Annotated in this window: 29 protein-coding genes; 20 read left to right on the forward strand and 9 right to left on the reverse strand. The window is 69.5% G+C overall.

What is annotated here, in order from left to right:
* Nucleotides 1–155 precede the first annotated feature (155 nt).
* Both ACTIF1_RS14470 and ACTIF1_RS14475 read left to right on the forward strand, forming a co-directional pair.
* Complete coding sequence (locus tag ACTIF1_RS14470; protein WP_439597143.1) at nt 156–623, forward strand: hypothetical protein; 468 nt, start codon at nt 156–158, stop codon at nt 621–623.
* Nucleotides 624–687: 64 nt separating this feature from the next.
* Entirely contained in the window at nt 688–1413 is a 726-nt protein-coding gene (locus ACTIF1_RS14475) for an FkbM family methyltransferase (protein WP_439597144.1), read from the forward strand.
* Between the two features lie 15 nt (nt 1414–1428).
* On the opposite strand, the gene ACTIF1_RS14480 is transcribed toward ACTIF1_RS14475, so the two are convergent.
* Nucleotides 1429–3498 (reverse strand): hypothetical protein, encoded by a 2070-nt coding sequence (locus ACTIF1_RS14480; RefSeq protein WP_439597145.1) that lies wholly within the window; start codon nt 3496–3498, stop codon nt 1429–1431.
* 472 nt (nt 3499–3970) lie between these two features.
* Between ACTIF1_RS14480 and ACTIF1_RS14485 the strand changes: the two genes are divergently transcribed.
* Entirely contained in the window at nt 3971–4207 is a 237-nt protein-coding gene (locus ACTIF1_RS14485) for a hypothetical protein (protein WP_439597146.1), read from the forward strand.
* Nucleotides 4208–4211: 4 nt separating this feature from the next.
* Here ACTIF1_RS14485 and epmA read toward each other — a convergent pair whose 3' ends face one another.
* A complete protein-coding gene (gene epmA, locus ACTIF1_RS14490; protein WP_439597147.1) occupies nt 4212–5330 on the reverse strand; it encodes an EF-P lysine aminoacylase EpmA in 1119 nt (372 codons plus the stop codon).
* 53 nt (nt 5331–5383) lie between these two features.
* Between epmA and ACTIF1_RS14495 the strand changes: the two genes are divergently transcribed.
* From ACTIF1_RS14495 to upp, 9 genes are all read left to right on the forward strand, one after another.
* Nucleotides 5384–6433 (forward strand): lysine-2,3-aminomutase-like protein, encoded by a 1050-nt coding sequence (locus ACTIF1_RS14495; protein ID WP_439597148.1) that lies wholly within the window; start codon nt 5384–5386, stop codon nt 6431–6433.
* A 33-nt stretch (nt 6434–6466) separates the two neighbouring features.
* A complete protein-coding gene (locus ACTIF1_RS14500) occupies nt 6467–7876 on the forward strand; it encodes an ATP-binding protein (protein ID WP_439597149.1) in 1410 nt (469 codons plus the stop codon).
* Between the two features lie 223 nt (nt 7877–8099).
* Nucleotides 8100–8669 (forward strand): elongation factor P, encoded by a 570-nt coding sequence (gene efp, locus ACTIF1_RS14505; protein WP_439597150.1) that lies wholly within the window; start codon nt 8100–8102, stop codon nt 8667–8669.
* Between the two features lie 157 nt (nt 8670–8826).
* A complete protein-coding gene (locus ACTIF1_RS14510; RefSeq protein ID WP_439597151.1) occupies nt 8827–9681 on the forward strand; it encodes an inositol monophosphatase family protein in 855 nt (284 codons plus the stop codon).
* 111 nt (nt 9682–9792) lie between these two features.
* A complete protein-coding gene (locus ACTIF1_RS14515; protein ID WP_439597152.1) occupies nt 9793–10197 on the forward strand; it encodes an OmpA family protein in 405 nt (134 codons plus the stop codon).
* Nucleotides 10198–10201: 4 nt separating this feature from the next.
* A complete protein-coding gene (locus tag ACTIF1_RS14520; RefSeq protein ID WP_439597153.1) occupies nt 10202–11341 on the forward strand; it encodes a flagellar motor protein MotA in 1140 nt (379 codons plus the stop codon).
* Between the two features lie 474 nt (nt 11342–11815).
* Nucleotides 11816–13618, forward strand: coding sequence for a peptidoglycan -binding protein (locus ACTIF1_RS14525; protein WP_439597154.1), 1803 nt, complete (start codon nt 11816–11818; stop codon nt 13616–13618).
* Entirely contained in the window at nt 13615–14322 is a 708-nt protein-coding gene (locus ACTIF1_RS14530; RefSeq protein WP_439597155.1) for an MOSC domain-containing protein, read from the forward strand. Before ACTIF1_RS14525 ends, ACTIF1_RS14530 begins: the two co-directional genes overlap by 4 nt.
* Before the next feature lie 28 nt (nt 14323–14350).
* Entirely contained in the window at nt 14351–14980 is a 630-nt protein-coding gene (upp, locus tag ACTIF1_RS14535; protein ID WP_439597156.1) for a uracil phosphoribosyltransferase, read from the forward strand.
* 4 nt (nt 14981–14984) lie between these two features.
* Here upp and ACTIF1_RS14540 read toward each other — a convergent pair whose 3' ends face one another.
* Nucleotides 14985–15317, reverse strand: a complete 333-nt coding sequence (locus ACTIF1_RS14540) for a DUF1491 family protein (protein ID WP_439597173.1) — start codon at nt 15315–15317, stop codon at nt 14985–14987.
* A gap of 121 nt (nt 15318–15438) precedes the next feature.
* On the opposite strand from ACTIF1_RS14540, the gene ACTIF1_RS14545 reads away from it, so the two are divergent.
* A complete protein-coding gene (locus tag ACTIF1_RS14545) occupies nt 15439–15708 on the forward strand; it encodes a hypothetical protein (protein ID WP_439597157.1) in 270 nt (89 codons plus the stop codon).
* A gap of 7 nt (nt 15709–15715) precedes the next feature.
* Here ACTIF1_RS14545 and ACTIF1_RS14550 read toward each other — a convergent pair whose 3' ends face one another.
* A complete protein-coding gene (locus ACTIF1_RS14550) occupies nt 15716–16294 on the reverse strand; it encodes a cytochrome b (protein ID WP_439597158.1) in 579 nt (192 codons plus the stop codon).
* 73 nt (nt 16295–16367) lie between these two features.
* Between ACTIF1_RS14550 and ACTIF1_RS14555 the strand changes: the two genes are divergently transcribed.
* Entirely contained in the window at nt 16368–17303 is a 936-nt protein-coding gene (locus ACTIF1_RS14555) for a hypothetical protein (protein WP_439597159.1), read from the forward strand.
* On the opposite strand, the gene ACTIF1_RS14560 is transcribed toward ACTIF1_RS14555, so the two are convergent.
* Both ACTIF1_RS14560 and ACTIF1_RS14565 read right to left on the reverse strand, forming a co-directional pair.
* Nucleotides 17285–18268, reverse strand: a complete 984-nt coding sequence (locus tag ACTIF1_RS14560; RefSeq protein ID WP_439597160.1) for a ketopantoate reductase family protein — start codon at nt 18266–18268, stop codon at nt 17285–17287. The two genes, ACTIF1_RS14555 and ACTIF1_RS14560, sit on opposite strands and share 19 nt — an antisense overlap.
* A complete protein-coding gene (locus ACTIF1_RS14565) occupies nt 18265–19440 on the reverse strand; it encodes a M20 metallopeptidase family protein (RefSeq protein WP_439597161.1) in 1176 nt (391 codons plus the stop codon). The genes ACTIF1_RS14560 and ACTIF1_RS14565 overlap by 4 nt, the downstream gene beginning before the upstream one ends.
* A 126-nt stretch (nt 19441–19566) precedes the next feature.
* Here ACTIF1_RS14565 and ACTIF1_RS14570 point away from each other — a divergent pair, with 126 nt between their 5' ends.
* From ACTIF1_RS14570 to ACTIF1_RS14595, 6 genes are all read left to right on the forward strand, one after another.
* Entirely contained in the window at nt 19567–20553 is a 987-nt protein-coding gene (locus ACTIF1_RS14570; RefSeq protein ID WP_439597162.1) for a Bug family tripartite tricarboxylate transporter substrate binding protein, read from the forward strand.
* 259 nt (nt 20554–20812) lie between these two features.
* Nucleotides 20813–21265 carry a tripartite tricarboxylate transporter TctB family protein gene (locus ACTIF1_RS14575; protein WP_439597163.1) on the forward strand — a complete coding sequence of 151 codons (453 nt, stop codon included), beginning with the start codon at nt 20813–20815 and terminating at the stop codon, nt 21263–21265.
* Between the two features lie 13 nt (nt 21266–21278).
* Nucleotides 21279–22787, forward strand: a complete 1509-nt coding sequence (locus ACTIF1_RS14580) for a tripartite tricarboxylate transporter permease (RefSeq protein ID WP_439597164.1) — start codon at nt 21279–21281, stop codon at nt 22785–22787.
* A 111-nt stretch (nt 22788–22898) separates the two neighbouring features.
* Nucleotides 22899–23651, forward strand: coding sequence for an SDR family NAD(P)-dependent oxidoreductase (locus ACTIF1_RS14585; RefSeq protein WP_439597165.1), 753 nt, complete (start codon nt 22899–22901; stop codon nt 23649–23651).
* A 69-nt stretch (nt 23652–23720) separates the two neighbouring features.
* The gene (locus ACTIF1_RS14590; RefSeq protein ID WP_439597166.1) at nt 23721–24206 is read left to right on the forward strand and encodes a DUF1003 domain-containing protein; all 486 of its coding nucleotides are present in this window, start codon (nt 23721–23723) and stop codon (nt 24204–24206) included.
* Nucleotides 24203–24361 carry a hypothetical protein gene (locus ACTIF1_RS14595; RefSeq protein ID WP_439597167.1) on the forward strand — a complete coding sequence of 53 codons (159 nt, stop codon included), beginning with the start codon at nt 24203–24205 and terminating at the stop codon, nt 24359–24361. The genes ACTIF1_RS14590 and ACTIF1_RS14595 overlap by 4 nt, the downstream gene beginning before the upstream one ends.
* 4 nt (nt 24362–24365) lie before the next feature.
* Here the strand turns inward: ACTIF1_RS14595 and ACTIF1_RS14600 are convergent, their stop codons facing one another.
* From ACTIF1_RS14600 to ACTIF1_RS14610, 3 genes are all read right to left on the reverse strand, one after another.
* On the reverse strand, nt 24366–24962 hold the full coding sequence (locus ACTIF1_RS14600) for a LysE family translocator (RefSeq protein ID WP_439597168.1): 597 nt from the start codon (nt 24960–24962) through the stop codon (nt 24366–24368).
* A 68-nt stretch (nt 24963–25030) separates the two neighbouring features.
* Nucleotides 25031–25678 carry a winged helix-turn-helix transcriptional regulator gene (locus ACTIF1_RS14605; protein ID WP_439597169.1) on the reverse strand — a complete coding sequence of 216 codons (648 nt, stop codon included), beginning with the start codon at nt 25676–25678 and terminating at the stop codon, nt 25031–25033.
* 9 nt (nt 25679–25687) lie between these two features.
* Nucleotides 25688–26156, reverse strand: a 469-nt coding sequence (locus ACTIF1_RS14610; protein WP_439597170.1) for an integrase core domain-containing protein, incomplete at its 5' end; no start/stop codon positions are given.

Genomic DNA, 26156 nt, shown 5'->3' on the forward strand with positions numbered 1-26156 from the left:
GAAGGCCTCCCTCTCGATCGGCGGCAGACGACACCAGCCGGGCCGGCTTGACCAGCCGGTGCCTGGCTTGGCGGCGGGCACGAAAGGTTTAGCATTCGCAACGGACGGTCGATGCCGCCGGCCCAAGACCAGGAACCTCCAGGGAGACCACCCCGATGCTGCCCCGCCCCCTCGCCGCGCTGCTGGCGCTCGCCGCCCTGCCGACGCTGGCGCTCGCCCAGGACTATAATCGCCGGCCCTCCTTCGGCACGCTCAATCTCAGTGCCAATTTCGCGCCCGACCCCACCACGGTGGACGTCACCGCCGGCGGCAGCCTGCCGGCCGAGCGCCTGGGCGGTTCGCAATGCGTGGGCTCCATCGCCAATGCGCCGGATGTGCGGCTGAACTACCGCGCCGGCCAGGGGCTGCCGCTCTACCTCTCCGCCACCTCCCGCGCCGATGTCACGCTGGTGGTGAACCTTCCGGATGGCAGCTGGGCCTGCAACGACGATTTCCGCGGCACCAACCCCGGGATCGTCTTCGCCCGGCCGCAATCGGGCCAGTACGACATCTGGATCGGCCATTACGACCGCGGGTCCCGCGTGCCGGCCCAGCTGCGGATTTCCGAAGTGCCGCCGAACTGAGGCTGCCTTCCGCGCCGGCCACCCCACATGCCTGGGGAATGACCAAGGGGAGCCCGGCCGGCGCATGGACGAACTGACCTTCCACACCCGGCTGCACCGGCCCGGCTGCATCCTGGATGTGGGCGCGCATGACGGGCTGCTGACCCTGCCGCTCTCCCGCCTGCCCGGCGTCCGGCTGCTGGCCTTCGAGCCGCTGCCGAGCGCCTTTGCGCGACTGGAAGCGGCGATCAGGGCCGAATACGGCGCCATCCCGCCGCATATCGCGCTGCACCGGGAGGCGCTGGGCGCCGCGCCCGGCGGGCTCACCCTCTCCGTGCCCGTGCTGGATGGGGTGGCGCAGGAGCAATGGGCCTCCACGGCCAAGGACTATGCCGGCTTCGAATCGGTCACCGTGGACCGCCATGAGGTGCGGGTGACCACCATCGATGCGCTGGGCCTGGCCGACCTGGCGCATGTCAAGCTCGACGCCGAGGGGTTCGAGGAGGAGGTTCTGGCCGGCGCCCGCGCCACCCTCACCCGCTGCCGCCCCGTCCTCAGCCTGGAAGTGGAGGAGCGCCACCGCCCCGGCAGTACGCGGGACGTGCCGGCGCTGCTGGCGGGCCTCGGCTACGAGTGCTGGTTCACGCTGGACGGCGACTGGCACCCGCATGCCGCCTTCGATGCCGCGACCATGCAGCAGGCCTCGCCGGACCCGGCGGTGTTTGCGGCGAGCGACCCCTATGTCTTTACCTTCTTCGCCTGGCCGGCCGAACGATCCGCGGCCATCCAGGCGGCGCTGGCCTATGGGTGAGCCCGGCCCCGGTCCTCAGCTTGGCGGCCCCGCCGCATGGTGGCCATGCAGGATCCAGCCGTAGCTGCCGCTCGGGCGCGTCTGCTCCTCCCGCAACCGCACCGGCCGCTGGCCCTGGTAGCGGATCGAGATGGCGTCGAGGTTCAGGCGATCGTCCAGCGTCCGCTCATGCGCATGGTCCGCGGCCAGCGTCACGACGACGCCCTGCGCGGCCTCGGGGCATTTGATGGACCAGGTCTCGCCCGTGTCATCCTTCCAGATGCCGATGGCACGGGAGGAGTCGTGATGCCCCGTCTCATTCGCCCGGGTGACCAGGCCCAGGGAGGTGAGGGTGAGGATGGCGCTGCCCGGATCATCCGCGAGCGTCGTGGCATAGCGGGCGGACCAGCGGCCCGGAAGCTGCGGCCCGTCCATCAGCAGGGCGAAGACCAGGTTGGGACCCACCGCCTTCAGCGGCTCGTGGCAGGGTTCGATCCGCGCCAGATCCTCGCAGATCAGGGGCGCGAAGATCACCCTGTCCCGATAGACGATGAGGTCCACCTTGCGGGCCGGCACCTCCATCGCCTCCCACCAGGACAGGTTGGGATCCAGCGCGGAGGCCAGCCCATAGTCGCGGATCTGTGGCCCGGTCAGCCGCCAGCGGTGATGCTTGGCGCGGGAGAAGCTGCGCGCCAGCACCTTCCTGGCCGCGCCCCTTTCGACCACGTCGAAGGTCGTGGTCGCGACATAATTGCCCCGTCGCAGCTCCCCGCCATCCATGTTCTCGGACAGCCCGCAGACGAGGAAGTCGATGAGCGGCTCCGTCTCCTTCCCCTCCAGGAACCGCCGGGCCAGGGCCTCGACGAAGGCCTTGTGGGTGTCCAGGTCGAGCGCCAGCTCGGGCAGGACCAGGCCGTGGATACGGCCCGCATCGGCCGCCGCGGCCAGCACCATCTCCATCAGGAAGCCGGCGACCGTGCCGGCGCTGCCGCCCGGCGGTGGCCGCAGCCATTCCTGCCGCACCTCGAAATCGCCCCAGGGCCGCGCCAGCTCCGCCGCCGTGCGGCGGTCCTGGATCGTGCTGGCCGTGGGCTTCATCATGGTGCCCGCGGGCTTGAAGCAGGAGGGCCTGATCTGGAACGGGAAGGGCAGAAGCAGCAGGTTGAAGGTGCTTCCCGTCGCCTCCGCGGATCGGCCGATCTCGCGGTTCCAGATCACGTCCACGATGCCGGGCGCCGGCATGAGGGCGAGGTTGTGGGTCAGCGTGCGCATCGTGCAGCCGACCACCGGCGTGCGGCACTTCGGCAGGACGCGGGCCATATAGGGATTGGCGAAGACGGTCACGCTGTCATCCTGCAGCGAGGGCTCCATGCGCAGATGGGCGAAGCCACCCTGCGTCCTGAACTGCTTCTCGGCCTCGTCGCTCACCGGCGAGTCATCCAGGGCCATCATTCCTCGGATCAGCTTCTCGAAGGGGCTGCTGCCCTGGCTGTCGAGCGGATCGTAGCCCATGCCCAGCGCCGCCTCATCGGCGATCACGAGCAGGGCGATGGCGGGGCGCCACCAGTCCAGCGGCTTCTTCTGGGCCGGCCGGACGATGATGGGCATGGCATGGCATTGCAGCAGCGCGCGCCAGATCTTGCGGATATCCTCGATCGTCGCGCGAAGATCCTCCTCCGCCTGCGCCGCGCCAGCGGGGTCCAGCGCCGACTGCTCGATCCGCTTGGCGCCCAGGCGCCAGGCCCGGCCGAGTTCCTCCCACACCAGGACATCATCGCGCAGCAGCACCAGGTTCGGGTCGCCATGGCCGGCGACATCCTGCCCGCTGGGGCTCCGCTCCGGCATGATCCGGTGGTAGACGCCGCCGCGCTCGATGAGGAAGGCCGCGAGCGCGAAAAGGTCCGTGGGAAAGGCCGGCAGCTGGTACTTCGTGGCCAGGTCCGCCGGCACCTCTCCAGGCTGGGCGGTGGCGCCGGTGACGCCGACCGCGTCCCGCCCGTCCGGCGGCGGCTCGGTGCCGTTGGGAAACAGCGCCACCAGCGCGGCGCCCACCGTCATGGCCAGGAAGCCGGGCGAATTCGCCGGGGAGCTGGCGGCAGGCGGCATGGCTCACGACCCGATCGCTATCGTCCGGCTGCCAATCTTCGGCAGGAGATGCAGCGAGTCAAGATGTTTCGAAAATGCACAGAAATTGCCGCGTGGGATCGGAAAACGACCTGCCACGCGGGCCATATCATTTCGCAATAGTTATGTATACGCGATTTTCCTTGACAGCCGCAAGCCCTGCGCGTCAGATGTCCTGACAACGCGGCGTGTCAGGCGAATCATGGTATTCGACCACTGGTTGAATAGACCCCGTCGGTACCAGCACCGCTCACGAGCGCTCGGCACCAGGATGGCGCTGCCTGCAGCTGCGGCAAGACCGCGGTCATCCTCGGGCTTGTAAGATGCATCCCCCATTGCTGTCACGCGCGGAACGCGGCCCTCGACGGCTGGCGCCCTGCGTTGCGCGACACAATATCTCCCCTTCCAAAGGGGCCAGGCCGCCTTCCGGCGGCCGGCTTGAATGGTGGTATCGATGAGCTCCGCAGACGCCTGGCAGACGCGCTACTTCCGGATCACCCGTACCGAACCGGAAGAGGCTGCCGAGAGCACGCCTGACCCCCGCAGCTCGGCCTATCTCAATCTGATGAACGTGCCCGCCGAGCGCGTCATGGACGCCTTGCGCAACCGATTCGTCGATAACCGGGTGGTTGAGGCGCCCCGGCCCAGGTCCGACGCCGAAGCCACGGCGGAAGCTGCCGGGCAAGGCTGAGCCATCAGCCCGGCGGCCCCGCCAGCAGTTTTGGCGGCGCCGCCAGGACCTGCTGCGGCGCGCGCGGCAGGGCCGGCAGCCAGAGCACATCCTCGATATCGCGCGCACCGCTGGCCAGCATCGCCAGCCGGTCGAAGCCCAGCGCGATGCCGGAGGCGGGCGGCATGCCGGCTTCCAGGGCTGCGAGAAAATCCTCGTCCACGTCCCAGCCCGCCTCCCCCGTCTCCGCGCGGCGCTGCGCCACATCGCGTTCGAAGCGGGCGCGCTGTTCCACCGGGTCGGTCAGCTCCTCGAAGGCATTGGCGAGCTCCAGCCCCGCCGCGAAAAGCTCGAAGCGCAGCGCGACGCGGCCATCCCGCGGGTCCCGCCGGGCCAGCGCCGCCTGGGGGGTCGGCCAGTGGGTGAGGAAGGTGGGGCGGCCGCGGCCGATGGCAGGCTCGATATGGCGCATCACCAGGCGGAAGAAGCCGTCCTCCCAGCTATCCGTCTCCGGCATCTCCAGCCCAGCCTTGCGGGCTTTCGCGCGAAGGGCGGCGGCATCCCCCTCCCCGGTCTGCGCATTGACGGTCCCCAGGATATCGAGGCCCCGGCAGTGGCGGCCAAAAGCCTCGGCCATGGTCAGGCGTTCGAAGGGCAGCGCGAAATCGGCCGTCGCCTCCCCATGGCCCACGACACCGGGGCAGACGGAGCGCAGCAGCAGCTCCGTCTCCTCCATCAGCCCGGCCAGGCTGAGCCCCGGCGCATACCACTCCAGCATGGTGAATTCCGGGGCGTGGCGCGGGCTCGCCTCCCCATTCCGCCAGACGCGGGCGAGCTCGAAGACCTTGCCGGCGCCGCCCACCAGCAGCCGCTTCAGGGCCAGCTCCGGCGAGGTGCGCAGCCAGAGGGTGCTGTCCTGGCCGATGCCGAGATGCGGGCGGAATTCGGTCGCAAAGCCGCGCAGATGCACCTCCATCCCCGGCACGGGGACCAGGCAGGGGGTCTCGACCTCCAGATAGCCGCGCGACTGGAAGAAGCCGCGCACCGCGGCGGTGAGGGCCGCGCGCCGGCGCAGGAAGGGCAGCCGGGCGGCCAGGACATCGGGCGACCAGGGATGGCGGGGGGGGATGGGAGCCTCGGGCATGGGTGCACTCCCCCTTGTTGCTGCGCCGGGGTTGGGGTTTAGCAGCGCGGACCATGCCCCATCCCGCCGCCGCCCGAAACCATCCCCGCACCCTGCGCGATGCCGCCAGCCTGGCGGAGGCCGGGCTGCTGCGCCCGGAGGCCGATCTTTCGGGGATCGAGGCGGTGCAGGCGCGCTATGCCATCGCGGTGACGCCGGCCATGGCGGCGCTGATCGACCCGGCCGATCCGCGCGACCCGATCGCGGCGCAATACATCCCGGACCCGGCGGAGCTGCGGACGGCGGCGCATGAGATCGAGGATCCGACGGCGGATGCGCCCTTCACCCCGGTGCCCGGCGTGGTGCATCGCTACCCCGACCGCGCCCTGCTGAAGCCGCTGCTGGCCTGCCCGGTCTATTGCCGCTTCTGCTTCCGGCGGGAGGTGGTGGGGCCGGATGGCGGGCTGCTGACGACGGAACAGCTGGAAGCGGCGCTCGCCTGGTTCGCGCGCACGCCCGCGGTGCGGGAGGTGATTCTCACGGGCGGCGACCCGCTGATGCTGAGCCCGCGCCGCCTGTCCTGGCTGCTGGAGCGGCTTGCGGCCATTCCGCATATCGAGATTCTGCGGATCCATAGCCGCGTGCCGGTGGCCGATCCGGGGCGGGTGACTGCGGCGCTGGCTTCCGCGCTGACGGCTGAAAAGCCTCTGTATCTATGTGTCCACGCCAATCATGCGCGGGAGTTCACGGCGGAGGCCATGGCGGCGCTGCGGCGGCTGACCGGCGCGGGGGTGGTGCTGTTGGGGCAGAGCGTGCTGCTGCGGGGCGTGAATGATTCCGCCGCGGCCCTGGAAGACCTGTTCCGGGCGATGCTGCGCGGACGAGTGAAACCCTATTACCTGCACCAGCTGGACCCGGCGCCGGGCACCGCGCGCTTCGCGGTGCCGCCGGAGGAAGGGCGGGCGATCCTTTCGGAGTTGCGCTTCCGGGTGACGGGGCTGGCCTGGCCGACCTATGTGCAGGAAAGGCCCCATGGCGGGGGGAAGGCACCGATTGGGCCGAGCTTCAGCAATTTCAGCCCGAGCCCAAACCCGCTCCACAAAGACTTTGACGGAGTGAGATGAGGGGCGTAATTGCCAGATGCCTGGGGAAACCAAATGACCGAGCTTCTCCGCCTTGCTGACGTCTTCAAATCGGTCGGCCAACCGACCGTCACCTACGTCAAACGGGACAGCGGCAATCTTGAACGAAAACTGCGGCTCGCTCTTGCGCAGGCTGGCCAGCTGTGCCTTCTCACCGGACCCTCTAAAACCGGCAAAACAACGCTGTATCGAGAGGTGCTGGCTTCGAGAGGCGAAATTCCGCTGATCGTTCAGTGCGACCGGCACACTAAGCTAGAAGACGTTTGGCTACATGCCTTGGAAGGCATCGATTTTGAGCGAGCCGAATCGAGGCAGACTACGTCTTCTACAAAAGGCTCGGTCGAAGCTGAACTCTCGCTGCAACTGGGATGGGCATGGCTGGCAGAAAAGGCAGCGCGGATTAAAGGCACCATCACTGGGGAAAAGAGCGAGTCGGAGGTAAAGCGACGGATTTTGGCCAGCCCCGGACCAGACCTTCTTATTCCGGCACTCAAGCACACCAACTACGTGCTGGTTATTGAAGATTTTCATTATCTATCAGATGAAGTGAAGGTAGTACTTTTTCAACAATGGAAGAGATTTGTCGATAATGAGGTCTCTGTTCTTGTATTAGGAACCACTCATAGAGCCGTCGATATAGCTAACAGCAACCGAGATCTGGTTGGTCGAATTGCCCAGTTCGACGTAGGAAGCTGGGCAGTCGAAGATTTAGAGAAAATCATATCGCAAGGTTTCGACTACCTAAAAATTAAAATCACACCCCAGCTTAAGAATTTCATCGCCATGGAATCTGTGGGATTACCGCTTGTCACTCAGCAAATTTGCTTGGAAATGCTCATTTCGGAGCCCGCCGAATATATCGATGAAGTGCGAGGAAAGGCTATCGCTTTCGATCGCGCCACGATAGGTAGCAGCATGCACACAGTGGCAAAAAATCGTTTTACCCAGTTCGAGTCATATTATTCGACCCTTATCAAGGGTCCACGTGAGGGCGCAAGAAAGTACAAGACATATGAACTTGTTCTCGCATGCTTCACACTGGATCCCATTAAATTTTCGCTCAGCAGGATGGAAATTGATCAGCGGCTTGGGAAACTTAAGCTCGCAAACTCTGACATCCCACCGCAGGCATCCCTCAACTCCACACTAGGCGCGCTCAAAAAATTCCAAGAGCGCAGAGGATTCGAACTTCTTGAATGGCGCCCCGCAGAAGACATTCTTTACATCATTGAGCCGTCGTTTTTGTTCTATGTAAGATGGCGCACAACTAAGGGCGCCACCCAGAAGCAACTGGACCTGTTCGAGGTGCTTCTTTCAAGCACATCCGAGTGGCTAAATCTTGACCTAGCGAAACGAGTCACCGTGGACCATTTGCCTCCTAATAATAACGTCAAAAGCTTGCTTGGACGCAAATGGAAATCCTAGAATATAAAAGCAATTTTGCAGACACCACCATCTAAACTAGATGATTGCACCGGTCGAGCAAATGTCCGGCGTCAGCTATTGACCTATTAAGTGTTCGATCCTGGCCTATGGCCGCGCCGGCCACCTGGCCACCATCGCCTGCTGAAGGTTGCCCCTGGGCGCCCGCCGTTGTATCCGCGCCCCCTCACGACACCCCACCGCTCATTCAGGACGACGCAACGCCATGGCGAAGATGCAGGCCAACCAGATGCGTGCCGGCATGGTCATCGAGTTCGAGGGCCAGCGCTACACCATCATCCGCCAGAACATCATGATCCCGGGCAAGGGCAACGCGATCATCCAGGTGGACATGCGGAACATCAAGACCGGCGCCAAGAAGGACCAGCGCTGGCGCACCGCAGACACCGTCGAGCGGCTGCAGACCGAGGACAAGGAGTTCACCTACTCCTACGCCGAGGGCGACATGATCGTCCTGATGGACCCGGAGACCTATGAGCAGACGCAGGTGCCGAAGGACATCCTGGGTGAGCGCCTGCCCTTCCTGGTCGAGAACATGACCGTCGGCGTGCGCCTGATCGAGGGCGAGCCCGTCGCCATGACCCTGCCGGAGCAGGTGACCCTCGAAGTGGTCGAGGCTGATCCGGTGGTGAAGGGCCAGACGGCGACCAGCAGCTACAAGCCGGCCGTGCTGTCCAACGGCGTGAAGACCATGGTGCCGCCCTTCATCACGGTGGGCGAGAAGATCGTGGTGAAGACCGAGGACGGTTCCTACTACGAGCGCGCCAAGAGCTGAGTTCGAACACGCCTTTTCAGCGGGCAGCCCCCCTCACCCGCTTCGGCTAGACGCTGCGCGCCAAGCCTGCGCTGCCCTCCCCCCCCCAACGGGGGGAGAGGGTTGGGTAAGGGGGGCCTCGCCAGACCTGCTCATTCATTCCGGAATCGCTCCTCCCATGGCCGTCTCGCCCCGCCTCTCCCCCGCCATGTCGGTCCTCCAGGCCGCGATGCAGAAGGCCGCCCGCCGGCTGCTGCGCGACTTCGCGGATGTCGAATCCCTGCAGGTCACCGCCAAGGGCGCCGGCGATTTCGTCAGCCAGGCGGACCTCCGCGCCGAGCAGACGCTGCGCGAGGAACTGTCCCGCGCCCGGCCCGGCTGGGGCTTCCTGATGGAAGAATCCGGCCAGACGGGCAATGACGACTGGGAATGGCGCTGGGTGGTCGACCCGCTGGACGGCACCACCAACTTCCTGCACGGCATCCCGCACTGGGCGATCTCCGTCGGCGTCGAGAAGCGCACCGGGGAGAACACCTCCGAACTCATGGCCGGCTGCATCTACAACCCCGCCGGCAACGAGATGTTCTGGGCCGAGAAGGGCATGGGCGCCTATCTCAACGACAAGCGCCTGCGCGTCTCCGCCCGCCGCGACATGGGCAGCGCCCTCTTCGCCACCGGCATCCCCTTCGCCAAGATCACCCGCAAGGCCGAATTCAGCGCCACCCTCGCGCGCCTCATGCCGCAGGTGGCGGGCGTCCGCCGCTTCGGCGCCGCGGCGCTGGACCTCGCCTGGGTCGCCGCCGGCCGCTACGACGGCTTCTGGGAACTCGGCCTGAACAAGTGGGACATCGCGGCCGGCCTGGTCATCGTGAAGGAGGCCGGCGGCTTCCTCTCCGACCCCGCCGGCGGCGAAACCCATTACGAGACCGGCGACGTGGTCTGCGGCAACCAGGCGCTGCACCCGAAACTGCGGGAGGTGGTGGCGGAAGGCATCGCCGCCGCCCAGGCCCACCGCGCCGCCGCCGCCGGCTGACCCGCCCCCGCCGCCACCTGGCGGGGTCCGTGAGAAGATATTGAAACCAGGGCCAAAATCCGGATCGGATGATTCCCACCGCAGGACGATTGCTTTAGCCTCCGCGGCAGAATGATGCGCCGCGCCCTCCTCGCCACCCTGCTCCTGCCCTCCGCCAGCCCGATGGCGGCCGGCCCGGCACGGCCCGAAGGCCCGGCCGGCGCCGTGCGCCTCGGCTTCGCGCGCGGGGAGGCAAGGCTGGACGCCACCGCGCGCCAAACCATCGCCAGCCTCGCCCCGCACCTCGCCACCGTGACCCAGGGCCGCATCACCATCGAAGCCCAGGCCAGCGGCCCGGCCAACGACGCCTCCATCGCCCGCCGGCTGTCACTGGCCCGCGCCATGGCCGTGCGGGATGCCCTGGTGGCCGCCGGGGTGGAGCCCACCCGCATCGACCTCCGCGGCCTCGGCCTGCTGGACCCGCCCGCGGATGCCGCGGACATCCTCCCCCCGGGCACACCCCGGAACACGAGGTAGCCGCATGACCAACCCGACCGTCTTCCTCTGGCGCATGCTCGCCTTCCTTGCGGCGGTCGCGGTGCTGGTCGGGCTGCTGGCCGGCGAACTCACCACCGCCTTCGCCGCCAATCCCATGCTGAACGGCGTCATCGCCCTGGTGCTGCTGCTGGGCATCGCCTGGAACATCCGCCAGGTCCTCGTCCTCACCGCCGAGGTCGAATGGCTGGACGCCTTCCGCAACCCGATCCCCGGCGCCCCCTCCCGCAAGCCGCCGCGCCTGCTCGCCGCCATGGCCTCCATGCTCGCCGGCCGGCGCTCCGAACGCCTCTCGCTCTCGGCCATGGCGATGCGCAGCGTGCTGGACGGCATCTCCTCCCGCCTCGACGAAAGCCGCGAACTGTCCCGCTACGCCACGGGCCTGCTGATCTTCCTCGGCCTGCTCGGCACCTTCTGGGGGCTGCTGATGACCATCAGCGCCGTCTCCGACGTCATCGGCGGCATGTCCATCGGCTCCGGCGACATCAACGCCCTGTTCAACCAGCTGAAGACCGGCCTCGCCCAGCCACTCCGCGGCATGTCCATCGCCTTCTCCTCCTCCATGCTCGGCCTCGCCGGCGCGCTCGTCCTCGGCTTCCTCGACCTCACCGCCGGACAGGCGCAGAACCGCTTCTACTCCGAACTCGAGGACTGGCTGGCCGGCGCCACGCGCCTGTCCACCGGCGCCCTCGGCGGCGACGGCGAAGGCTCCATGCCCGCCTACGTCCAGGCGCTGCTCGAACAATCCGCCGAGAACATGGAAGAACTCCAGCGCGCCATCAGCCGCGGGGAGGAAGGCCGCGCCCAGGCCAGCCAGGCCCTGATGACGCTGACCGAACGCCTCTCCGTCCTCGCCGACCAGATGCGTGCCTCCCAGGTCCTGATGACCCGCATGGCCGAAAGCCAGGCCCAGCTCGCCCCCACCCTCGCCCGCCTGGCCGATACCAACGCCCAAGGCGCCCTCGACGACGCCTCCCGCAACCACATCCGCAACCAGGAACTCTACCTGGCCCGAATCCTGGAAGAAATGACCCAGGGCCGCATGCAAGCCACCACCGAAATCCGCAACGAAATCAAAATCCTCGCCCGCACCATCGCCGCCCTGGCGGAAGAACCGCCGCGATGAGGGGGGAGGTTGGCGCGGGTGGTTTGCAAGGAGGGCTCCGCCCTCCCTGCACCCTCCCGCGAAGGGGCAGTGGCCCCTTCGAACTCATGGATGAGGGGCAGGAGGGAGGAGGGGCCGGCGGTGCCGCTTCGTCCGCGCGCCCGCTGAGCCCCTCCTCCCTCCTGCCCCTTAACGGGATTCCAAAGGGACCACTGTCCCTTTGGCGGGGGTGCAGGGGGCAGCGCCCCCTGCAGACCACCCGAGCGACCTCAACCCTCTCCCCGCAGCGGTCCTAGCGCCATGGCGATGGGGGGGCGCAGGCGGCGGGGTGGGGGGGGGTTGGATGCTTGGCCGGGGTATGTGGATGCGTTGTCCACCTTGCTCATGGTCATCATCTTTGTGCTGTTGGTGTTTGTTCTGGGGCAGGGGTTTTTGTCGGTCGCCTTGTCGTCGCGGGACAGGGCTTTGGATCGGTTGAACCGGCAGGTCAGTGAGTTGTCGGAGTTGTTGTCGCTGGAGCGTGGCCAGGCGGAGGAGTTGCGCGCCTCGCTGGGGCGGGTGAGCGACGAGTTGCGGACGGCGATCGCGGCGCGGGATTCGGCCTTGGCGGGTTTGTCGGGGTTGCGGGAGGAGCGCGATCGGCTGGTCGGGGAGCGGGATGCGGCGCGGGGCGAGCGGTCCCGGCTTTCGGCCCGGCTGGCGGATCTGGAGTTGTCGGCGCGCGACGGTTCGGCGCGGATTGCGGAGCTGGAGGGGCGGCTGGCGGAGGCCCAGGCGCGGGCCGAGGCGGCGGGCGGGGATACCGCGCGCACGGTGCGCACGCTGACCGATGCGCAGCGCCTGCTGGCGGCGGAGCGTGCGGCGCTGGAGGCGGTGCGCCGGGACCTGGATGTGGCGCGGGGCGAGGTGCAGGCCTTGGGCCGGGATCTGGCCGGCGAGCGGGCGGCGCGTGGCACGGCGGAGCGTGGCCTGGCGGAGACGCAGGCCGCGCGGGTGGCGACGGAGCGGGAGCTGGCGGAGTTGCGGGCGCTGACGGCCCAGCAGCTGGAGGCAAGGCGGGCGGAGGCCGAGGGCCTGGCGCGGGAGCTGGCCTCGGCGCGGGCCAGCCTGCAGGCGGCGCAGCGGGATGTGCAGGGGCTGTCGCGAAGCCTGACGGCGGAGCGCGCGGCCAGCCAGGACGCGCAGCGTGAGGCGCAGGCGCTGGCTGCGCAGCTGGCCGAGGCGCGGGCGAGCCTGGAGGCGGCGCGGCGGGATGTCGCGGCGCTGCGGGCGGAGGCGGCGCGGCTGGACCAGACGGTGACGGCGGATCGCGCGACGATCCAGGCGCGGCTGTCCGACATCGCCCGGCTGACCACGCAGATCCAGGGGCTGGAGGCGCTGCGCGCGCAGCTGGAGCGCCAGGCGGAGCAGGCCCTGGCGCGGGCGGGGGATGAGGCGCAGCAGCGCGCCGCGGCGGATGCCGCGCGGCGGGAGGCGCTGGAGCTGCTGGGCCAGGCCAATGCACGCGCGGCGCAGGCGGAGCAGGGCCGCGCGGCGGCGACGCAACTGGCGACGGAGGCCGGGCGAAGGGCGGCGGAGGAGGAGCGTCGGCGCGCGGCGGCGGAGGCCCAGGCCGGCGAATATGGCAGGCTGTCCGAAAGCGCCCGCGTGCAGGTGGCGCTGCTGACCCGGCAGCTGGAGGCGCTGCGCAGCGAATTGTCCCGCGTGGCGGCCGCGCTGGATGCGGCGGAGGATGCGGGGCGCGACAAGGATGCGCAGATCGTGGCGCTCGGCCAGCGGTTGAACGTGGCCCTGGCGGCGCGGGTGGAGGAGCTGCAGCGCTATCGCTCCGACTTCTTCGGCCGGCTGCGCCAGGTGCTGGGCGATCGGCCGGAGGTGCGCATCGTTGGCGACCGCTTCGTCTTCCAGTCGGAGGTGCTCTTCCCGGTGGGCTCGGCGGAGATGTCGCCGGCCGGGCAGCAGCAGATCCGCGATATCGGCCAGGTGCTGCTGGACCTGGCCCGGCAGTTCCCGCGCGACCTGGGCTGGATCCTGCGCGTGGATGGCCATGCCGATCGCAGCCCGATCCGGGCCGGCGGGCGGTTTGCCAGCAACTGGGAATTGTCGGCGGCGCGGGCCATTGCGGTGGCGCGGCTGCTGATCGACAGCGGGTTGCCCGCCAATCGCGTCGCCGCGGTGGCCTTCGGCGATACCCAGCCGCTGGAGGATAGCGAGACGCCGGAGGCGCTGGCGCGCAACCGGCGGATCGAGCTGCGGCTGGAGCCGGCGCCGACGGGCAGCGCGGCGGCGCCGCGATGAGCCAGGTCCTTGGCACGGTCGTGGGCCTCGCCCGCTTCCCGGTGAAATCCATGGCCGGGGAGGCGCTGCCGGCGGCGGAGCTGCTCTGGACCGGGCTGCGGGGGGACCGGGAATACGGCTTCGTGCAGCAGGGCCATCATGGCCACTTCCCCTGGCTGACGGGGCGGGAGCTGCCCGACATCGTCCGCTATCGCCCGCGCTTCCTGCAGCCGGAGGATCCGCGGCGCTCGGCGGTGGAGGTGGTGGCGCCGGATGGCGCGGTCTTCGACCTGCGGGCGCCGGAGCTGGCGACGCGTCTCTCGGCGGACTCGGGCCGGGATTCCGCCCTGATCCATGTCGGCCGCGGGGTCTTCGATTCCATGCCGGTCTCCATCATCACCACGCGCAGCCTGGCGCGGCTCGATGCCGTGCATGGCGCGGCGCTGGATGCGCGGCGCTTCCGCATCAATATCCTGGTGGAGAGCGAGGCGCCGGACAGCGACTGGGCCGGCCAGGTGCTGGAATTCAGCGGCGGCGCCCGGCTGCTGCTGGCCGAGGGCGCGCCGCGCTGCGCCATGGTGACCATCTGCCCGGAGACCGCGGCGCGGGATGCGCGCGTGCTGCGCAGCGTGGCCCAGCATTTCGACAACCGCCTGGGCATGTATGCGGCGGCGGCGCGGCCGGGCATGATCCGGCTGGGCGACACGCTGCGCCTGCCCGCTTGATGTCCCCCTTCGCCCCGGGATGCACCCCATGACCCTGCATGTCGTCGACCACGCGCTGCTCACCCATCGCCTGGCGGAGCTGCGCGATGCCGCCACCCCCTCCCCCCGCTTCCGCCGGCTGCTGGCCGAGATCGGCGCCATCCTGACGCTGGAGGCCACGCGCGGCCTGCCCCGCCGCAGCGCGCGCATCACGACGCCGCTGATGGAGATGGATCACGAGGTTCTGGCGGCGCCGGAGCCGGTGCTGGTGGCGGTGCTGCGCGCCGGGCTCGGGCTGATGGAGGGCGGCATGCAGGTGCTGCCGGAGGCCCCCGTGGGCCATGTCGGCCTGGTGCGGGACGAGCATACGCTGAAGCCCAGCCAGTACATGCTTCGCATGCCGCCTGAGGTGCGCACCCGCGGCGCCATCCTGTTCGACCCCATGCTGGCCACCGGGGGCAGCGCGGTGGCCGCCGTGCAGCGGGTGAAGGAGGCCGGGGCGCCCAGCCTGCGCTTCGTCTGCGTGGTGGCGGCGCCGGAGGGTGTGGCGAAGCTTTCCGCCGCGCATCCGGATGTGCCGATCTACACGGCCTCGCTGGATGAGAAGCTGGACCATCGCGGCTTCATCGTCCCCGGCCTCGGCGATGCCGGGGATCGCTGCTTCGGTACGGTGGAGTAATGGCTCAGATCAGCCTGGCCTCGAAGGGCGGCTTGAGGTCGGGCGCATCGAATTCGACCACCCAGAGATCCGGGTCGCGTCGCACCTGGCGCTCGACATAGGCATCGGCGGTCGGGCCATCGACCGGTTCGGTGCCGGTGCCGCGCATCCAGGCCGGCCGGCCTTCCGCATCGCGCACCTGGGACAGCACCACCATCTGGTCGCGCGCCCGCAGCACGCACAAAATGCCGCCGCTGTCCGGGTCGCCCTTGCGCAGAACGGCGCCGGAGCGGCCGGCGATATCGGACAGCCGCAGGGCCATCGAAACCCAGATGCCTGCCTTGACCTTCGGATCCATGCCGCGAGTTTCGGCCCAGCCGAGGGGCGGCGCAAGGGTGCGCCCCGGTCGGGCGGCGCAGCGCGCATCTTGCGGAGCCGCCGCCGCCGCGCCATTGACGCGGCGGATGGAGAGATCGCGCATGGCGAAGCCTTCGGAAAAGAGCCCCCCGAGACCGCAGCCCGCCAAGGCCACGCCGCCGGCAGCCCTGACCGAGGGCCAGCGCGCCTATGAGGCGAAGCGCGCCGCCAAGGCCGGGATGAGCCTCGACAAGTGGCTCGCGGAGAAGGAGCGCCTGCGGCGCGCCGAGGAGGCCGCCGCCGCCCGGCTGGCCGAGGCCGAGAAGAAGGAGCCCGAGAAGAAGGGCTGGTTCGGCCGCATCCTGGACCGGGCGCACAAGCCGCTGAAGTAGGGGCGCCTCACAGCATCCGCAGCAGCGTGCCGTCGCGGCGGATGGCGTGGTGATAGACGGCGCCGCCGATATGGGCGGCGAGCAGCAGCGGGAAGGCCCAGCCCAGCAGGCTGTGGCCCCAATGCAGCACCCCGGCGAGGCCAGGCGCGGCTTCCATGAACTTCGGCAGGTCGATGAAGCCGAGGAAGGCGGTCTGCCCCTGCAACGGGAAGCCATAGGCATTGGTGGTCAGGAAGCCGAGCAGCGGCTGCAGGACCAGCGCCGCATAAAGCGCGTGATGCACCAGCGCCGCCGCGCGGCGCTGCGCCTCCGGCACATGCCCTGGCAGGGCCGGCGCCGGGCTGAGGGCACGCCAGCCGAGGCGCGCCAGGGCCAGCGCCAGGATCAGCAGGCCGAGGCTTTCATGCAGCGCATAGAAGGGCATCTTGGCGTCATCCTTCATGAAGCGGATGACCAGGCCAGTGGCCAAGGCCGCGAAAAGCAGCGGCACCGTCAGCCAGTGAAACCATTTTGACAGCGCCGAATACTGCCCGTCCGGATGCAGGGCATCCTGGCCCCGGATTGATGACCCGCCAGCCAGTTCCATCTGCCCGAAACCTCCCCTGCCCGCGGCCACTATGGCATGACGGGCCGGCCGCCATGGAAGCGAAACCGGGACAATGATCGCAGCCCATGCGGATTGGAGCATGGCGCCGGGCAAGCGCTGGATGGCGCTGGCCGAACGCCAGGGCGGCACCTGGCGGGCCAAGGCGCCACGCCTGGTGGGCGAGACGGCGCAACTGCTGCCCAGTTTGCTGGCCGGTGGAAGGCCGGTGGCGCTGGGCCTCGACCTGCCGCTCGGTGTGCCGCGGGATTGGGCCATGGGGCGGCCGGAGCCGGATTTTCCGACCTTCCTGGCCGGGCTGACGCGCGACCCGGAATTCTTCCGCGTCGCCGCGACGCTGGACGAGGTTTCCGCCGCAAAGCCGTTCTATCCGGCGCGGGGCATCAAGGGGATGACGCGGGCGGCGCATGCGGCGGCGCTCGGCCTGCCCGGTGCAACCTCCCTCTCCCGCCTCTGCGACCGGGCGACGGCGCTACGGCCAGCGGGCGCGCCGGTCTTCTGGACGCTGGGCGCCAACCAGTCCGGCAAGGCCGCCATCGCCGCCTGGCGCGACTGGATCGTCCCGGCGCTGGCCGCCGGCGCGCCGATCTCGCTCTGGCCCTTCGCCGGCCCGCTGCACGGGCTGCTGGCCCCGGGCCGCGCCGTGCTGGCCGAGGTCTATCCGGCGGAGGCGCTGCGCCAGCTCGGCCTGAAGCTGGCGGGCAGCAAGCGGGTGCAGGCGCCGCGGCGCGCGATGGCGGAGGCCTTGCGCGCGGCCATGGCGCGGCTCCGCATCGCGCCCTCCCCCGCACTGGCCACCGCCATCGCCGATGGCTTTGGCACCGATGCGGCGGGCGAGGACCGGCTGGACTGCGTGCTCGGCCTGCTGGCGCTCATCGCCGTGCTCGACGGCGCCCGGCCCGACCATATCCCGGACGATCCTTGGATCCGCCGCTGGGAGGGCTGGGTGCTGGGCCAGGCGGAGATGCCGCGTCAGGCGATGTCCGGATAAAGCCCCGCGGCCCGCGCTGCCTGTTTCACCATCGCCACCAGCAGGTCGAGCTGCGGCGTCGGCGTGTTCGTCAGCCGCGCCAGATGCAGCGGCGTGGCGAACAGGCTCTCGATCTCCATCGGCCGGCCGAGCTCGAGGTCCTGCAGGATGGAGGGCTTGTGCGCCATATTGGCCGCCGCCACGCGCTCCACATGCGAATCCGGCAGCGTGACGCCGAGGGCTGCGGCGATCGCCTGCCCCTCCTGCGCGCTGCGCCGCGCGGCGTCCCGCAGCAGCGGATCGGCAAAGCTGTCGCGCACGCCGCGGCGCGTCAGCACGCAGATCGGCCCATTGCCGAGATTGCCGAGCAGCTTGGCCCAGAGCTCCATGCGGATCTCGGGCGTGACCGGGGATGGCATGCCGCCCGCTTCCAGCACGGCGGAAATCGCCTTGGCGCGGTCGCTGATGCGGCCATCGGGTTCGCCGAGGATGACGCGGATATTGCCGTGTTCCGAATGCACGACGCCGGGTGAGACGACCTCGCTCGCCGAATAGACGACGCCGCCGATGGTGCGCGCGAGACCCACCGCCTTCTCCAGCGCGCCACCAGGATCCACGGCGGGCAGCCGCATGTCGCGATGCGGGCCTTCATGCCCGAGGAAATACCACCAGGGAATGCCGTTCATGACGAAGGCGACGGCGGTCTTCTCGCCCAGCAGCGGCGCGATGCCGGCCGCGACATCGGGCAGCGCCGGCGCCTTCACCGTGACGATCACCGCATCCTGCGGCCCGAGCTCGCGCGGATCGGCGCTCGCCTTCGGGCGGCTGTGATGCGTGCCGTCATGCGCCTGCACCGTCAGGCCATTCGCCTGGATCGCGGCGAGATGCGCACCGCGCGCGACGAGCGAGACCTCCGCCCCGCCGCGCGCGAGACGCCCGGCGATATGCCCGCCGATCGCGCCGGCGCCATAGACGCAGATCCTCATGCCAGGATCTCCAGCGTCGCGCGCGCCAGGGCCTGCACGCCGTTGCCGATGCAGCCTTCGTCCGGTTGATAGAAGGCATTGTGCAGCCGGTCGTCGCGCCCCGGCGCGCCGCTGCCGATGCGCAGATGGAAGGACGGCGCGCGCGCCGCGAACTCCGAAAAATCCTCGGAGCCCATGGAGGCCTCGCCCTCGTCGATCACCTCGCCGAATTGCGCGCGCACGGCGGCAAGCACGGGCGCCATGACGCGCTCCTCGTTCACCAGCGGCGGCACCATGCGCTGGTAGTCGAGCGCGCATTCCACGCGCATCGCCGTCTGCAGCCCTTCCGCCAGCCGGCGGATCGCGGCCTCCGCCGTATTGCGCGCAGCCTCGTGCAGCGTGCGCACCGTGCCTTTCAGATGCACGCGTTCGGGAATGATGTTGTAGGTGGTGCCGCCCTGGAAGGCGCCGATGGTGACGACGGCCGGGTGCAGCGGCTTCACCTCGCGGCTCACCACCGTCTGCACCTGGCCGACGAAGGCGCTGGCGGCGACGATGGGATCGACGGCGGCATAAGGGTGCGCCGCATGGCCGGACTTGCCGCGGATGACGAGGTCGAAGCGGTCGGAGGCGGCAAGGCAGGCGCCGCGTGCAAAACCGAAGCGGCCCACCGGCAGGTCGGGCTGGTTGTGGAAGCCGAGCGCGAGATCGATCCCCTCCGCCGCGCCATCGGCGATCATCGCGGCCGCGCCCTGCAGCACTTCCTCCGCCGGCTGGAAGATCAGCTGCACGCGGCCCGCCAGCATGGGCGCGAGATCCTTCAGGATCGAAGCAACGCCGAGCAGCGTCGCGGTGTGGATGTCATGCCCGCAGGCATGCATTTTCCCGTTGTTGCGGCTGGCGAAATCGAGACCCGTCTCCTCATGGATCGGCAGCGCGTCCATGTCGGCGCGAATCGCCAGCGTGGGGCCGGGACGCCCGCCGGCGATGGTGCCGACCACGCCGGTGCCGCCCACGCCGGTGCGATGCGGAATGCCAAGGCGCGCGAGTTCCGCAGCGACAATGCCCGCGGTGCGTGTCTCCTCGAAGGCCAGTTCGGGATGCGCGTGCAGGTCTCGCCGGATCGCGACCAGTCCTGGCGCGATTCGCGCGGCCTCGTCCCGGATCAGCCGCTCCGGATCATTGATGCGCATGCACCCTCGCTCCACGCAATTTTCGTCGCAACATGGTAGGTGAAGATGTCTTCATTACAAAGCACCCGGCTTGCCGGGTCCGGAAGCCTCGTGCCATAGGCTCGCCAACTTCAAGGGGGAACATCCATGACGGGACGTTTGACGCGCCGCGCCATTGCCACCGGCACCCTCGCCAGCGTGGCGCTGCTGGCCGCGCCGCGCCTGTCGCGCGCGCAGGGCTTCCCCTCCGGCCCCATCCGTCTTGTCGTTCCCTTCGCGCCCGGCGGCAGCACCGATCTTTCCGCCCGCCTGGTGGCCGATGGCCTCGCGCAGCGGCTCGGCGTGCCGGTGGTGGTGGAGAACCGGCCCGGCGCCGGTGCCACCACGGGCAGCCAGGCGGTGGCCGATGCCGCGCCCGATGGCCAGACCCTGGTGATGAGCAATATCGCCAGCCATGCCATCAGCCCCGCGCTCTACGGCAATCTGCGCTACGACCCGGTGCGGTCCTTCACCCATATCGCCATGGTCATCACCAACCCCTCCGTCTGGGTGGTGAATCCGCGCAGCGAGATCGCCAACCTGGCGGACCTGGTGCGCGCGGCGAAGGCGAAGCGGGGCGGGCTCGACATGGCCTCCTCCGGCGCCGGCTCCTCCAACCACCTGATGCTGGTGCGCTTCTGCGACCTCGCCGGCATTGAGCATACCCACATCCCCTTCCGCGGCGCCGGCCCGGCGATGACGGCGGTGATCGCGGGCCAGGTGCCGATGATGTCGGACAGCCTGCCCTCCGCCGCAGGCCATATCCGCCAGGGCAGCGTGCGCGCCATCGCCATCAGCAGCGCGGAGCGCCACCCGGCCTTCCCGGACGTGCCCACCTTCCGGGAGCAGGGCTTCGACCTGTCCAGCACCTCCTGGTTCGCGCTCTCCGGCCCCGCCGGCATGCCGCCGGCGGTGGTCGAGCGCCTGCACCGGGAGATCATGGCGGTGATCGCCACCCCCGAAAGCCGGCAGCGCTTCGCCGAGATGGGCGGCACGCCGGGCGACATGACCCCGGCCCAGTTCACCGCCTTCGTGGCGGAGGAGGTGGCCCGCTGGGCGCCGGTGGTGCGTGCTTCCGGTGCCACGGCCGGATGATGAACGTAATGTAATGTTTTAGGGGAATGTCCGGACATCCCGCTGTTGGCGAGGACGTCGCGGATGACTAGGGTTCGCAGGGACCAGGCCGCCGGCGAAAGCCGGCGGTTCGTCGTGTCCGGCGGATTTCGCACCCGATCGCCGGCCAGGGGCTGGTGGCGGGGCGGCCAAGGAGACGGTGCGGTGGCCCCAGGGCCGCGGCGCCAGGTTGACAAACAAGACTTGTCCCCGCGGCGGGGCGGGCAGCAACGAGGTGCGGATGAAGATCAACGCGAAAGACCTGGCGGCGGGGCTGGTACTCCTGGCTTTCGCCGTCGCGGGCCTGTGGCTCAACCTGGACCACACGCTGGGCACCGCACGCCGGATGGGCCCCGGCTATATGCCGATGCTGGCCTTCGGGCTGCTTCTGTTCCTCAGCGTGATCGTGCTGGGCATGGCGCTGTTCAGCGGCCCGGACCCGCTGGAGCGCTGGGCGTGGCGCGAACTGTTCCTGATCCTGGCCGCCATCTGCGTCTTCGGCCTGATCCTGGAGAAGGCCGGCCTGATCCTGACCCTGGCGGTGACCATCGGCATCTCAAGCTTCGCGGATCGAACGCACAAACCGCTCGGTGTGCTGGGGCTCGCCGCCTTCCTCGTCGCGCTATGCTGGCTGGTCTTCATCTACTGGCTGGATATCCGCATTCCGGTCTGGCCGACCTATTTCGCGCCCTGAGGGATAACGATCCATGGAAACCCTGCTCACGAACCTCGCCCTCGGGTTCAGCGTCGCCTTCAGCTTCGAGAACCTGATCTTCGCGCTGCTGGGCGCCTTCATCGGCACGGCGATCGGCGTGCTGCCGGGCATCGGCCCGGTGGCCACCATCTCGCTGCTGCTGCCGATCACCTTCGGCATGTCGCCGACCACCGCCATCATCATGCTCGCCGGCATCTACTACGGCGCGCAGTACGGCGGCTCGACCACCGCCATCCTGCTGAACCTGCCCGGTGAGGTCAGTTCGGTGGTGACGGTGATCGAGGGCTACAAGATGGCCCGCAACGGCCGCGCCGGCGCGGCGCTGGCCACCGCGGCGCTCGGCAGCTTCTTCGCCGGCTCCGTCGCCACCATCGTCGTCGCCGCCTCCGGCCCGCTGCTCACCTCCGTCGCCCTGTCCTTCGGCCCGGCCGACTACTTCTCCCTGATGTTCCTCGGCCTGGTCATCTCGGCGGTGCTGGCGCAGGGCTCCATCGTCAAGGGCATCGGCATGGTGGTGCTGGGCGTCGGCCTCGGCCTGGTCGGCACGGACGTGCAGACCGGCCAGCAGCGCTTCACCTTCGGCATTCCGGAACTCTCCGACGGCGTCGGCTTCGTCGCCATCGCCATGGGCATGTTCGGCATCGCCGAGATCATCCTGAACCTGGAGCGCCCGGAATCGCGCAACGTGCTGACCCACAAGGTCGGCAGCCTGTACCTGACGCGCGAGGAATTCAGCCGCGCCGTCCCCTCCGTGCTGCGCGGCACCGTGCTCGGCACCGTGCTCGGCATCCTGCCGGGCGGCGGCGCCTCCCTCGCCTCCTTCGGCTCCTACATGCTGGAGCGGAAGGTCTCGCGGAACCGCCACCTGTTCGGCACCGGTGCGATCGAGGGCGTGGCCGGCCCGGAGGCCGCGAACAACGCCTCCGCGCAGTCCAGCTTCATCCCGCTGCTGACGCTGGGCATCCCGGCGAATGCCGTGATGGCGCTGATGGTCGGCGCGCTGATCATCCAGGGCATCCAGCCGGGCCCCCGCATGGTGGAAGCCCAGCCGGACCTGTTCTGGGGCCTGATCTGCTCCATGTGGGTCGGCAACCTGATGCTGCTGGTCATCAACCTGCCGATGATCGGCATGTGGGTGAAGCTGCTGGAAGTGCCGTATCGCCACCTCTACCCGGCGATCATGGTGTTCTGCGCCATCGGCATCTACTCCATCAACAACAACGTCTTCGACGTCTACCTGATGGTGCTGTTCGGCCTCTTCGGCTACCTCTGCTCCAAGCTGAAGCTGGAAGGCGCGCCGCTGCTGATCGGCTTCGTGCTCGGCCCGATGATGGAGGAGCACCTCCGCCGCGCCATGCTGCTGTCCCGCGGCGATGTGATGGTCTTCATCGAGCGGCCGATCTCCGCCTCCATGCTCGGCATCGCCGCCATCGCGCTGCTGGCCATGCTGCTGCCCAACCTGCGGGCCGGCAAGGAAAAGGCCATGGCCGAGGGCGGCTGACGCCGCCGAAGCCACAGGATCCAGGAAGGGGCCGCTCCGCAAGGGGCGGCCCCTTTCGCTTGCGTGGCCCGCGACGCACCCTGGCGCGCGGAACCGCATGGAGTCGCCCGCATGGACCTGCAACTGGCCGGCAAGATCGCCCTCGTCACCGGCGCCTCCGCCGGCCTCGGCCGCAGCATCGCGCGCCTGCTGGCCGAGGAAGGCTGCAAGCTCGCCTTGCTCGCCCGGCGCATGAACCGGCTGGAGGACTCCGCCGCCACCCTGCCCGCCTCCGCCGAGGCGCTGCTGCTGGCCGAGGATGTGACCGACCCGACCGCCGCCGAACGCACGCGGGATGCCGTGCTCGCCCGCTTCGGCGGCTGCGACATCCTGGTGAACAATGCCGGCGGCAGCCGCCCGCAGACGGATCTGGGGCCGGAGGAGGTCTGGCAGGAATCGATGGAGATCAACTTCCACGCCGGCCGCCGCATGGCCCATGCGCTGATCCCGGCGATGCAGGCGGGAAAATTCGGCCGCATCGTGAACATCACCGGCAGCGACGAGCCGCATATCATCAACGCCGCCAATGCCCCGAACGGCGCCGTGCATATCTGGGCCAAGGCGCTGTCCCGCCAGCTCGGCCGGGACGGCATCACGGTGAACTGCGTGCCCCCCGGCCGCCTGCGGTCGGAGCAGATCGACGCCCGCATCCTGCCGAATGAGGCAGCCCGCCAGGAATGGGCGGCGAAGGAGGTGCCGGTCGGCTTCATCGGGGAGCCGGACGACCTCGGCGTGCTGGTGACCTTCCTGTGTTCTCCCCGCGCCCGCTACATCACCGGCCAGGTGGTGCATGTGGATGGCGGCACGCACCGCTTCAGCCACTGACCTGCAGAGGGCGCAGGGCAGGCCGGGCGCGGCGGGTGTAGAGTCCCGCCGGCTCCAGGATCACCCCGCATGTCCCATCCCACGCATATCCGCCGCACCATCGCCCGCGCCAAGCAGCGCCGGGGCAAGGCGCCGGTCCCGCTCCGCCTGGCTGACCGGCTGGCCGATGCGGTGGCCGCGCGCGTCGGGTCCTGGCGCTTCATCCTGATCCAGTCCGGGCTGCTGGCCGCCTGGATCCTGGCCAATGCGCTGATCGGGACCGAGGCCTGGGACCCCTACCCCTTCATCCTGCTCAACCTCGTCCTGTCCTTCCAGGCCGCCTATACCGCGCCCATCATCATGATGAGCCAGAACCGGCAGTCCGAGCTCGACCGCGACCGGTCGGTGGCCGACTACCAGGTGAACCTGCGCGCCGAGGCCGACATCACCCTGCTGCATGAGAAGGTGGACCTGCTGCGGGAACAGCAATTGGCCGAGATCACCGATATGCTGCGCCGTGCGCTGGAGCGGATCGACACGCTGGAAGCCAGGCGCCGGGAAGGAGAGCAGGGATGAGCCTGTTGCTGCGCGGATTGCTGGTCGCCGCCGGCGCCATCACCGCCCTTTTCGTGGCGCGCGATGCGCCGAATTTCGCGGTCATCGAGGGCATGGTCGCGGTGGTGATCATCGCCGCGATCGTGCTTGTGCTGGCCCTGACCCGGCGCAAATAGCGCCTCACCGGACCAGCGGCAGCAGCGAGGCCACCAGCAGCAGCGCCATGCCGATGTTGAAGCGCCGCAGCCAGCGGGGATCGGACAGCAGGTCGCGCAGCGCGACCCCCATGCCGGCCCAGAGAATCAGGCTCGGCAGCACGCCCAGCGCGACCGCCAGGCTGACCACCAGCACGGATAGCACCGGCGAATCGGGCTGGGTGTAGATCGCCATGGCGGTCACCGCGGCGAGCCAGGCCTTGGGGTTCATCCACTGGAATCCGGCCGATTCGAGGAAGCCGATCGGCCGCGCCGGCGCCTGCCCGGCGCCGCCCATGGCCCGTGCCGTGCCGATCCGCCAGGCCAGGCGCAGCAGCCATGCGGCGCCGGCCAGCTTCACCGCCAGCCCCAGCGCCGGCACCGCGGCCAGCAGCAGGCCGAGCCCGGCGCCCACCCCCAGCATCACCGTGCAGAGCCCGGCGCTGACGCCGAGAAGCTGCGGCAGCGTGCGCCGGAAGCCGAAATTGGCGCCCGAGGCCAGCAGCAGGAAATTGCTGGGACCCGGTCCCAGGGAGCTGATCACGGCAAACAGGCCGAGGGCGAGGATGGTCTCGATGGGCATGGCGGCACCTCCGCCCGCCTGATGCCGCAGGGGCGGCCGCGCCGGGGGTCCGGAATCCGGACCGCCGGTCAGGCGGGCGCCACCTCGGCGAAGGCATAGCGCGCGAACCAGCCGGGGAAGGCGCGTACCAGCCCGCGCGGCCCCTCCAGCGCCAGGCCCATGCGCTGCGCCGCGGCGAAGCTGGTATCGCCGCGCCACCAGGCGGCCAGCGCCGGCAGCGGCCCGTGCAGGCGCAGCGGCTCGGGGAAGCCCGGATTGCGGCGGCACAACGCCACCTCCCGCGCACCCAGCAGCAGGAAGCGCGGCGGGTGGCCGGCGAGGTCCAGGCGCAGCACCAGCGGCTGCGGCGGCAGGGCCTCCGGCCGCACGCGGCGCTGCATGTCGATCAGCACCGGCTCCAGGTCCAGATCCTCGGCCTGCGTGTCCCGCACCAGCCGGCGCTGGCCCCACTGCCCCAGGGCGGCGATCACCGGCGCCAGTTCCAGGCCGGATCCGGTCAGCGCATAGCCATCCGCCTGCCGCGCGACGCAACCCAGCGCCTGCAGCGCCTCCAGCCGCTCCGCCAGCATGGTGCGGGAGATGCGCGGGATGCCGCGGCGGATGTCGTTGAACCGCCGCGCGCCGGAGAGCAATTCCCGCACCACCAGCAGCGTCCAGCGGCCGCCCACCGCCTCATGCGCGCGCGCGACCGCGCAGAACTGTCCATGGCCCGCCATGGCTCGCTTCTAGGTGTTTGGTCCCGGGATGAGGTGGTGCGGGTTGATGGTGAAAGGCGACGAGTCTTTTGCCCATGCGTCGCAGATGGTCTGGAAGGGCGTACGCCATCGGAGCGCCTTGAGGTGCTTGGCGAAGTTATGCGCCCGGACGAATACCAGGACGTGCGCTTCGAGGGCGTCGAGGCCGGGATAGTGGAAGGCCTTGATGGTGGCGTCCTTGACGGTTCGATGCATCCGCTCCGCCTGGCCGTTGGTCCAGGGGTGGTAGGGCTTGGTGAGGCGGTGTTCGATGCCATGCTCGCGGCAGACGCGGTCGAAGCTGTGGCCGCGGAACTGGGCGGTCCAGCCGCCGCGGTTCCGCGGCGCGTCGGCGAAGGCGATGCCGTTGTCGGTGAGCACGACGCGAAGCCTGTAGGGGAAGGCGGCCAGGGCGCTTCGCAGGAACGCGGCGCCGGTGGCCATGTTCGACCGCTCATGG

Origin of the sequence: Falsiroseomonas sp., from assembly GCF_051860665.1 — a bacterium.
Lineage (GTDB): Bacteria > Pseudomonadota > Alphaproteobacteria > Acetobacterales > Acetobacteraceae > Falsiroseomonas.